At 59.6% G+C, this 228-nt stretch carries 1 pseudogene; it reads right to left on the minus strand.

The window, feature by feature from the left end:
- Nucleotides 1-40 precede the first annotated feature (40 nt).
- Nucleotides 41-228: pseudogene (locus ACW9IR_RS30135) on the minus strand (phage terminase small subunit); the annotation flags it as partial.

Raw genomic sequence — 228 nt, forward strand, 5'->3', positions numbered from 1 at the left:
CAGACACACGTCCACAGTTCCCCGCTGGGGGGGTAGTCGGTTATTGGGCGCCGGTGACGGCGGGTGTTTGTTTGGCGAGTGCGATGCGACACTTCTTGATTCGCGTCTCATTGCCTGCTTTCGCGTACAGCTCAGTCGAGCGCTCCAGATGCTTGAGCGCGGTTTCCCACTGATCGGCCTCCATGGCCCGCATGCCGATCAACTTGTGGTACTTGGACGGGATCTGTT

The organism is Pseudomonas sp. SDT291_1_S447, assembly GCF_054070155.1.